This is a genomic window from Mycobacterium sp. TH-M11 (genome assembly GCF_057473725.1).
This window is the reverse complement of the sequence record NZ_JBYCLD010000466.1, coordinates 1-5,381: the sequence shown is the minus strand read 5'-3', so window position 1 is coordinate 5,381 and position 5,381 is coordinate 1. Positions and strand designations below refer to the sequence as shown.

Sequence of the window (5,381 nt, the reverse complement as noted above, 5' to 3'; positions counted from 1 at the left end):
GACCACGCCTACGTGCTCTCCGATGCCGGTGCCACCGCGCTCATCATCGACCCCACTCCGATGTTCGTCGAGCGCGCATTGGGCCTGCTGGACAAGGTCGACTCGCTGAAGCAGATCCTGACCATCGGCCCCGTCCCCGAAGAACTGCAAGATGTGGCCGTCGACCTGAACGCCGAGGCCGCGAAGTACTCGCCGCGGCCGATCACCGTGGCCGACCTGCCACCGGGCCACGTCGGCGGCCTGACCTACACCGGTGGAACCACCGGCAAGCCCAAGGGCGTCATCGGCACCACCGGGAACATCGCCACGATGACGGCGATCCAGCTGGCCGAATGGGAGTGGCCCGAGCACCCGCGGTTCCTGATGTGCACGCCGCTGTCGCACGCCGGCGCCGCGTTCTTCACGCCGACCGTAGTCAAGGGTGGCGAGATGGTGGTGCTGGGCCGATTCGACCCGGCCGAGGTGCTCAAAGTCATTGAGGAGCAAAAGATTACGGCCACCATGCTGGTGCCGTCGATGCTATACGCGTTGATGGACCACCCCGATTCCAAGACCCGGGATCTGTCGTCGCTGGAGACGGTGTACTACGGTGCGTCGGCGATCAACCCGGTACGCCTGGCCGAGGCCATCAAGCGGTTCGGCCCGATCTTCGCCCAGTACTACGGGCAGTCCGAGGCGCCGATGGCGATCACCTACCTGGCCAAGGGCGACCACGACGAGAAGCGGCTGACGTCTTGCGGGCGTCCGACGCTGTTCGCCCGCGTCGCGTTGCTGGGCGAGGACGGCAAGCCCGTCGCGCAGGGCGAACCCGGCGAGATCTGTGTCAGCGGGCCGCTTTTGGCGGGCGGTTACTGGCATCTACCGGAAGCGACCGCCGAGACCTTCAAGGACGGCTGGCTGCACACCGGCGACATGGCCCGCGAGGATGACGACGGCTTCTACTTCATCGTCGACCGGGTCAAGGACATGATCGTCACCGGCGGCTTCAACGTGTTTCCCCGCGAAGTGGAAGACGTCATCGCCGAGCATCCGTCGGTGGCGCAGGTCTGCGTGGTCGGCACGCCGGACGACAAGTGGGGCGAGGCCGTCACCGCCGTGGTGGTGCTGCGCGACGACGCGGCCCGCGACGACGCCGCGGTCGAAGCGATGACCGCCGAGGTCCAGTCCGCGGTCAAGGACCGCAAGGGCTCGGTGCAGTCACCCAAGCGCGTGGTGGTCGTCGACGCGCTGCCGTTGACCGGGCTGGGCAAGCCGGACAAGAAGGCCGTCCGCGCGCAGTTCTGGGAAGGCGCCGGCCGCGCCGTCGGCTAGGTTGTTGCCGCGAAAACGCGGCTGGCCGCGGTTTCGGGCTCGAGTATGCGGCTGGCCGCAGTTTCGGCGTCCGGGCTGCACGATCGTCACCGCGACGCGCAACACCCGGCGCGATGTAGGCGCGGCTAAGCCGCGATGCCGGCCACCAACAGATCGAGCAATCGGCCGGTCTGCTCGGGTGAACCGCTAGCCAGGAAGACGCCGATCAGGCTGGACACCACGTCGTCGGCCTGAACGTCGGAGCGCAGGCTGCCGTCGTCGGCACCGGCCCGCAGCAGCAGGTCGACGGCGCCGGCGATCTTGGCGCGGGTGTCGTTGGGCTGCATGGCGCCGGAGTCGAACATCGCGTGCAGCGATGCGGCCATGCCGCGCTTGGCGGCCACGAAGCTCGCGTAGCGATCCATCCAGCGACGCAGCGCCGTTTTGGGTGGATGCCGCGTGAGCAGTGTCGCGGCCGCCTCGGCCACTTCGGCGAGCTCGCTGCGGTAGATCGCCTCGACCAGCGCCTCACGGTTGGGGAAATGGCGGTAAAGCGTGCCGATCCCCACTCTGGCGTCCCGGGCGATCGATTCCAGCGACACCGGCCGCCCGTCGGCGGCGGAGAAAGCCGCGGTCGCGACCTCGAGCAGCTTCTCCCGATTGCGGCGAGCGTCGGACCGCCCGGTCCCTACCAAAGCGGAGCCTCCTCCGGTTCTGCTACGGTCGATGAAACGGAGGAACCTCCGCATTCCTACCAGTGTCTCACGATTGGAGCACCATGACCGAAAAACTCGGCGGCTCGGCCAGCATCGGCACCCACTCGGTGGCCCGGGTCGGCTACGGCGCCATGCAGTTGTTCGAGACGTCGGTCGACAACGCGGTCGCCGTGCTACGCCGCGCAGTCGAGTTGGGCGTCGATCACATCGACACCGCATCGTTCTACGGCCCGGGCGAGGTGAACCGCCGGATCCGCGCGGCGCTGGCGCCCTACCCCGACGATCTGGTGATCGTCAGCAAGGTCGGCGCCCGCTTCACCGGCGACAGCCCGATCCCGCTGGCGCCGGCGCAACGGCCGGCCGATCTGCGGGCCGCCGTCGAGGATGACCTCAGCCAACTGGGCCTCGACCAGATACCCGTGGTGAACCTGCGTCGGATGGACCTCGGGCCGGGAGTGCAGGCCGAAGGTGACCAGATCGTCGACCTCGACGACCAGTTGGCCGAGATGATCGCGCTGCGCGACGAGGGCAAGATCGGCGCGATCGGCGTCAGCAGCGTGCCGCTGCAGATCCTGCAACGCGCACTGCCCGCCGGCATCGCGTGCGTACAGAACTCCTACAGCCTGCTGGACCGCTCGCAAGAGGCGATGCTCGATGTCTGCACCGCCGAGAACATCGCCTGGGTGCCGTATTTCCCGCTCGGCTCGGCATTCCCCGGGTTCCCCAAGGTGGCCGACAACCCGGTGGTGGTCGACATTGCCGGTGAACTCGATGTCCTACCGGCGCAGGTGGGGCTGGCCTGGCTGCTGGCGCATGCGCCCACGACGTTGTTGATTCCGGGAACGCGGTCGATCGCCCACCTCGAGGAGAACCTCGGCGCCGGCGGCGTCGTGCTGGGCGCCGACGTGCTGGCCCGCTTGGACGCCGTCACCGCGCCCGGGACCAGCGCCATGCCGGACGGCATCGAGGGGTTCGTCGAACAGGATTAGTGGTCAGCCGATCGCCGCGCCGACCAGATGACCGATCACGTAGGTGATCGCCAGCGCCAAGCCCCCGCCGACGAAGTTGCGTAACACCGCGCGGTGTTTCGGCGCCCCGCCCAGGCGCGCCGACACCAACCCGGTGACCACCAGCGCCAGCAGCACCGCCGCGACGGTGATCGGTATTCGCAGCGCAACGGGTGCGACCAGGATGGCGATTAGCGGTAGCAGCGCACCGATGCTGAACGACAAGGACGAGGACAGCGCCGCCTGCCACGGGTTGGTCAGTTCGGAGGGATCCAAGCCCAGTTCCGCCTCGGCGTGTGCGGCGAACGGATCGTGATCGGTGAGTTCCTCGGCGACCGTACGCGCGGTCGCGGCTGACAAACCTTTGGCTTCATACAGTTCGGCGAGTTCGTCCAACTCGGCGCTGGGGTCCGTACGAAGCTCGTAACGTTCCTGGCGCAACAGCGCCTCTTCGGTGTCGCGCTGCGCGCTGACCGAGACGTATTCGCCCAGCGCCATCGACACCGCGCCGGCCGCCAGGCCGGCGATTCCCGCCGTCATGATCGGGCCCCGCGCCACGGTCGCCGCGGCGACTCCGACGACGATGCCGGCCGTTGACACGATCCCGTCGTTGGCACCCAGCACCCCCGCGCGCAGCCAATTCAGTCGTGCGGAAACCGACCCCCGGTGGGGCTCGTGCGGATGGAACTCGGTGGACACCGGGCACACGTTAGAGAACCCAACGCTCGACCGCCAGGAAACATAGCCTTGCCAAAGCGCTCCCCGATGCGACGGGTACCGTCGCCGTATAGGCGGTAGCAGACGCTGCACGGTGTTTCGACTGGACGGAACTTAATAGCCTTGACTGACAACCCTTTTCACACTGAACACTGGACTCCGGTCGACGGGTTCGCCGATCTGGCCGACATCACCTACCACCGCCACGTCACCGATGCGACCGTCCGGGTGGCGTTCAACCGGCCCGAGGTGCGCAACGCATTTCGCCCGCACACCGTCGACGAGCTCTACCGCGTGCTCGACCACGCCCGGATGTGGCCCGACGTCGGAGTGGTGTTACTGACCGGCAACGGCCCGTCGCCGAAGGACGGCGGCTGGGCGTTCTGCTCGGGCGGCGATCAGCGCATCCGCGGCCGCAGCGGCTACCAGTACGCGTCCGGCGACACCAGCGACACCGTCGACGCCGCCCGGGCCGGAAGGCTGCACATCCTCGAGGTGCAGCGGCTGATCCGGTTCATGCCCAAGGTGGTGATCTGCCTGGTCAACGGCTGGGCCGCGGGCGGCGGACACAGCCTGCACGTGGTCTGCGACCTCACTCTGGCCAGTCGCGAGCACGCCCGCTTCAAGCAGACCGACGCCGACGTCGGCAGCTTCGACGGCGGCTACGGCAGCGCCTACCTGGCCCGTCAGGTCGGCCAGAAATTCGCCCGCGAGGTCTTCTTTTTGGGCCGGCCCTACACCGCCGAGCAGATGCATCAGATGGGCGCGGTCAACGCCGTCGTCGACCACGCCGAGCTGGAGACCGAGGCCATTCAGTGGGCGGCCGAGATCAACGCGAAATCGCCTCAGGCGCAACGGATGCTGAAGTACGCCTTCAACCTGCTCGACGACGGGCTGGTGGGTCAGCAACTGTTCGCCGGCGAAGCCACCCGGCTGGCCTACATGACCGACGAGGCGGTCGAGGGCCGCGACGCGTTCCTGGAGAAACGGCCGCCGGACTGGAGTCCGTTTCCCCGCTACTTTTAGTCGGCGCTGGTCGAGCGTGACGCTGGCGTCACGGTGAAGTCCGAGCGTGACGCCCGCGTCACCGTCGAGCCCCCGGGGCGCGGCCTAGACTTCCGACCGTGAGTAAGAACCCGCTTCGACGACTGGCCGAACAGATCACGTTGAACTCGATGCGCCCACCGCTGTTGCCACGTCTGCTGCCCAACCCGGGAGCTACGAAAATCGACCTGGCCGGCAAGCGCGTCGTGCTCACCGGGGCCTCGTCCGGGATCGGCGAATGCGCCGCCGAGCAGTTCGCCCGCCGCGGCGCGACCGTGGTGGCGGTGGCGCGGCGCCAGGATCTGCTCGACGAGGTCGTCGGCCGGATCACCGCCAACGGCGGCGACGCGATCGCGATCCCCTGCGATCTGTCCGACCTCGACGCGGTCGACGCCCTGGTCGCCGACGTCGAGAAGCGTTTCGGCGGAGTGGACATCCTGGTCAACAACGCCGGGCGGTCGATCCGCCGGCCGCTGGCCGAGTCGCTGGATCGCTGGCACGACGTCGAGCGGACCATGGTGCTCAACTACTACTCACCACTGCGGCTGATCCGCGGCATTGCGCCCGGAATGCTGCAGCGCGGCGACGGGCACATCATCAACGTCGC

6 protein-coding genes are annotated in these 5,381 nt (G+C 68.1%); 4 read left to right on the top strand and 2 right to left on the bottom strand.

All coding sequences use genetic code 11. From position 1 onward, the window contains the following. Window positions 1-1,311: AMP-binding protein (locus AC2VOG_RS18040; protein ID WP_486941213.1), on the top strand; the 1,311-nt coding region annotated here is incomplete at its 5' end. 125 nt (window positions 1,312-1,436) lie between these two features. Here the strand turns inward: AC2VOG_RS18040 and AC2VOG_RS18035 are convergent. Then, window positions 1,437-1,985 (bottom strand): TetR/AcrR family transcriptional regulator, encoded by a 549-nt coding sequence (locus AC2VOG_RS18035; RefSeq protein WP_486941212.1) that lies wholly within the window; start codon window positions 1,983-1,985, stop codon window positions 1,437-1,439. 83 nt (window positions 1,986-2,068) lie between these two features. On the opposite strand from AC2VOG_RS18035, the gene AC2VOG_RS18030 reads away from it, so the two are divergent. Beyond that, a complete protein-coding gene (locus AC2VOG_RS18030) occupies window positions 2,069-2,995 on the top strand; it encodes an aldo/keto reductase (protein WP_486941211.1) in 927 nt (308 codons plus the stop codon). A 3-nt stretch (window positions 2,996-2,998) separates the two neighbouring features. Here the strand turns inward: AC2VOG_RS18030 and AC2VOG_RS18025 are convergent, their stop codons facing one another. After that, window positions 2,999-3,712, bottom strand: coding sequence for a VIT1/CCC1 transporter family protein (locus AC2VOG_RS18025; protein WP_486941210.1), 714 nt, complete (start codon window positions 3,710-3,712; stop codon window positions 2,999-3,001). 141 nt (window positions 3,713-3,853) lie between these two features. Here AC2VOG_RS18025 and AC2VOG_RS18020 point away from each other — a divergent pair, with 141 nt between their 5' ends. Then, a complete protein-coding gene (locus tag AC2VOG_RS18020; protein ID WP_486941209.1) occupies window positions 3,854-4,756 on the top strand; it encodes a 1,4-dihydroxy-2-naphthoyl-CoA synthase in 903 nt (300 codons plus the stop codon). 98 nt (window positions 4,757-4,854) lie between these two features. After that, the coding region (locus AC2VOG_RS18015) for an SDR family NAD(P)-dependent oxidoreductase (RefSeq protein WP_486941208.1) at window positions 4,855-5,381 on the top strand (527 nt) is incomplete at its 3' end.